We start from the raw sequence: 2,827 nt of genomic DNA, 5'->3' as shown, positions 1-2,827 counted from the left end.
GGCGGCGGAGAGCGCCGCCACCATCGCGCCGGCGCCGTTCGGAAGCGGCCGCGGCTGCGGCACGGCGTCGACGCTCGCCTCGCTCATGGTTCCCCGCCTCGTTGCACGGATGTTCTATACACCCGCGCAACCCGGCGGTCACCTTGGCGCGAGAGGCGAAGCCCCTAGGCGGCGGTCAGCACCACGCGGCCATGCACCTGGCCATCCTTCAGCCGGTTCAGCACGCTGTTCACCTGGTCGGCCGGCACGGTGCTGACCGGCAGGGGCGAGAGCTTGCCCTGCTGCGCCAGCTCGACGACCTCGCGCAGCTCCTGCGGGTTGCCGACATAGGAGCCGCGCACCGTCAGGGCCTTGGTGGCCATCACCGGCAGCGGCACGGTCAGCTCGCCGCCGAACAGCCCGACCTGGATCAGCTTGCCGCCCTTGATCAGCGCATCGAAGGCGAAGCGCGCGGTGGCGGTGCCGTTCACCAGGTCGATCACCGCCTCGACCGGGCCGCCGCAGGTGGCGATCAGCCGCGCCGTGGTGTCCTCGCCGCCGGCCTGCACCACGTCGCTGGCGCCGGCGCGCCTGGCCGCCTCCAGCTTCTCGGCCGAGATGTCGACGACGACGATCCGCTGGTGGCCGAGCGCCTTCAGCACCTCGATCGCGTTCAGCCCGAGCCCGCCGGCGCCGACGATGACCACCGGCGCCTCGGGCGGCAGCGGCATCACCTTGCGGATGGCGGAGTACACGGTGACGCCGGAGCAGGCATAGGTGGCGGCCACCGCCGGGTCGAGCCCGTCGAACGCCACCAGGTGGCGCGGGCTGCGCGCCATGATGTGGGTGGCGTAGCCGCCATGCTGGAACACGCCCAGGCTGCGCGCGGCGACGGCGCACATATTGTCCTCGCCCGCCTGGCAGCGCGCGCATTTGCCGCAGCCGAGCCAGGGGAAGACGATGCGCGTGTCGCCCACCGCGACGCCCTTGGCCTCCGGCCCCAGCTTCACGACGCGGCCGACCACCTCATGCCCCATGGCCAGGGGCAGCACCACGCCGCGATCCTTCAGCGACATCTTGCCGCGGCTGCCGAGATCGTAGCTGCCTTCCCAGATATGCAGGTCGGAATGGCAGACGCCGCAATGCGTCACCTCCAGCAGCACCTCCTCGCCGGTCGGCTCGCCCATCGGCAGCTCGACATATTCCAGCGGCGCGCCACACTCGACCACAGCCCAGCCACGCATGGGTTCTCTCCCCCTTCTTGGACAGGGAAATGGGAGACCCGAAGGGCGGCGGGGTCAAGGGGGATAGGAAGGGAGGAAAGGAGGTTCTTTTTTGAAAAAAAGAACCAAAAAACTTTTGTCCGTTGGCGTCCCGCTGATGGCCTGAGGCGGGACGCCAAAATGAAAGAAAGTCTTTTTGCTTCTTTTTCTTCAGAAAAAGAAGATTCTAGCTTCTTGCTGGCTTCGACGCCGACAGCGCCCGGCGGATCTCCAACTCGGCCTTGGCCAGCTCCTCGGTGGCCTGGCGGCGCGTGGCGCGGCCTTCCTCGGCGATGCGCAGGCTGTCCTCCAGAGTCGCCACCAGCGCCGCATTGGCCTGCTTCACCGCGGCCAGGTCGAACACGCCGCGCTCCAGCTCCACCCGCGCCTCGGCATTGCCCTGGCGCAGCGTCTCGGCATTGGCGGTCAGCAGCTGGTTGGTCAGGTCGGTGGCGGCGCGCACGGCGGCGCCGGCCTCGCGCATGTTCTGGATGGCCAGCGCCTGGGCCAGCTGGGTGCGCCACAGCGGCACGGTGTTGGCCAGCACCGAATGGATCTTGGCCGCCAGCGCCTTGTCGTTCTCCTGGATCAGCCGCATGCCGGGCAGCGACTGCATCGCCACTTGCCGCGTCAGCCGCAGGTCATGCACCCGGCGGTCCAGCTCGTCCCGCGCCGCGCGCAGATCGCGCAGCCGCTGCGGCGCCAGCGGGTCGGTGGCATCCGCCGCGGCGCGCTCGGCGGCGGGAATCGCCTCGGCATCGGTGCGGGCCAGCACCGCCTCGCCGGCGGCGATGTGCTCGGCGAGCGCGTGGAACCAGTCCAGCGTCGCGCCATAGAGGCGTTCCAGCCGCTCCACATCCTCCAGCAGCCTTGTGCGGTGGCCGTCGAGCTTGTCGCCGATCACCTCGATCTGGCCGCGCACCGTCTCGTAGCGCTGCATGATGGCGACGGCCTCGGCCTTGCCGCGCTGGAAAATCCGGCCGAGCCAGGAGGGTTTCTCGCCGAGTTGCGTGACATCGAAGCCGCGCAGCGTGGAGAGCAGGCCGGAGAGCGCGTCCCCCGCCTCCCCGGTCGTCTGGTTGCGCGCGGCGCCGAGCATGGCGTCGGCCGCCGCCGCGGCGCGGTTCTGCGCCTCGGCGCCGAAGCGCAGGATGGTGCCGGGATCGGCCAGGTCGATGGCGGCGGCCAGGGCCTCCACCCGCTCCGGCGCGATCGGGGCGCTGGGCGCGGCCGCCTGCGGGGTGCCCGGAACCGGGCGCTGGGTGTCGCGGGTGATCTCGCCGCTCATGCTGCATAGCCCTCCTGGCGCAGCCGCTCGGCCAGCACCTTCACCTGGATCTCCAGCGCCTCGGTCTCGGCGGCGCGGAGGCGGTCGCGCATCTGGTAGCTGCCGCGCGCCATCTCCTCGACCAGATCGGCCAGGCTCGCCGGCGGCTCGGCGCCGGCGCGCAGCCGGCCATCGATCCGCTCCAGCCCGTCCAGCTGCAGGGCGAGGAAGCGCCGCGCCTCGGTCAGCGCGCCGGGGCGCTGCGACAGCTCGGCCAGCAGCGCGCCGAGGGCGGTGACCGCCGGGCGCAGCCGCAGAT

General features: G+C 71.2%; 3 protein-coding genes. All 3 read right to left on the bottom strand.

What is annotated here, in order from left to right:
* Positions 1 to 164: 164 nt before the first annotated feature.
* Complete coding sequence (locus tag HMPREF0731_RS00250; RefSeq protein ID WP_007001956.1) at positions 165 to 1,223, bottom strand: alcohol dehydrogenase; 1,059 nt, start codon at positions 1,221 to 1,223, stop codon at positions 165 to 167.
* A 205-nt stretch (positions 1,224 to 1,428) separates the two neighbouring features.
* Positions 1,429 to 2,529 (bottom strand): toxic anion resistance protein, encoded by a 1,101-nt coding sequence (locus tag HMPREF0731_RS00245; RefSeq protein WP_007001955.1) that lies wholly within the window; start codon positions 2,527 to 2,529, stop codon positions 1,429 to 1,431.
* Positions 2,526 to 2,827: hypothetical protein (locus HMPREF0731_RS24795; RefSeq protein ID WP_007001954.1), on the bottom strand; the 302-nt coding region annotated here is incomplete at its 5' end. The genes HMPREF0731_RS00245 and HMPREF0731_RS24795, both read right to left, overlap by 4 nt.

The organism is Pseudoroseomonas cervicalis ATCC 49957, assembly GCF_000164635.1.
Lineage (GTDB): Bacteria > Pseudomonadota > Alphaproteobacteria > Acetobacterales > Acetobacteraceae > Pseudoroseomonas > Pseudoroseomonas cervicalis.
This window is presented reverse-complemented; position numbering and strand designations above follow the sequence as displayed.

Bases quoted from the DNA above. Each gene is read 5' to 3' on its own strand.
- HMPREF0731_RS00250 (WP_007001956.1), bottom strand. From the start codon at position 1,223: ATGCGTGGCTGGGCTGTGGTCGAGTGTGGCGCGCCGCTGGAATATGTC.
- HMPREF0731_RS00245 (WP_007001955.1), bottom strand. From the start codon at position 2,529: ATGAGCGGCGAGATCACCCGCGACACCCAGCGCCCGGTTCCGGGCACC.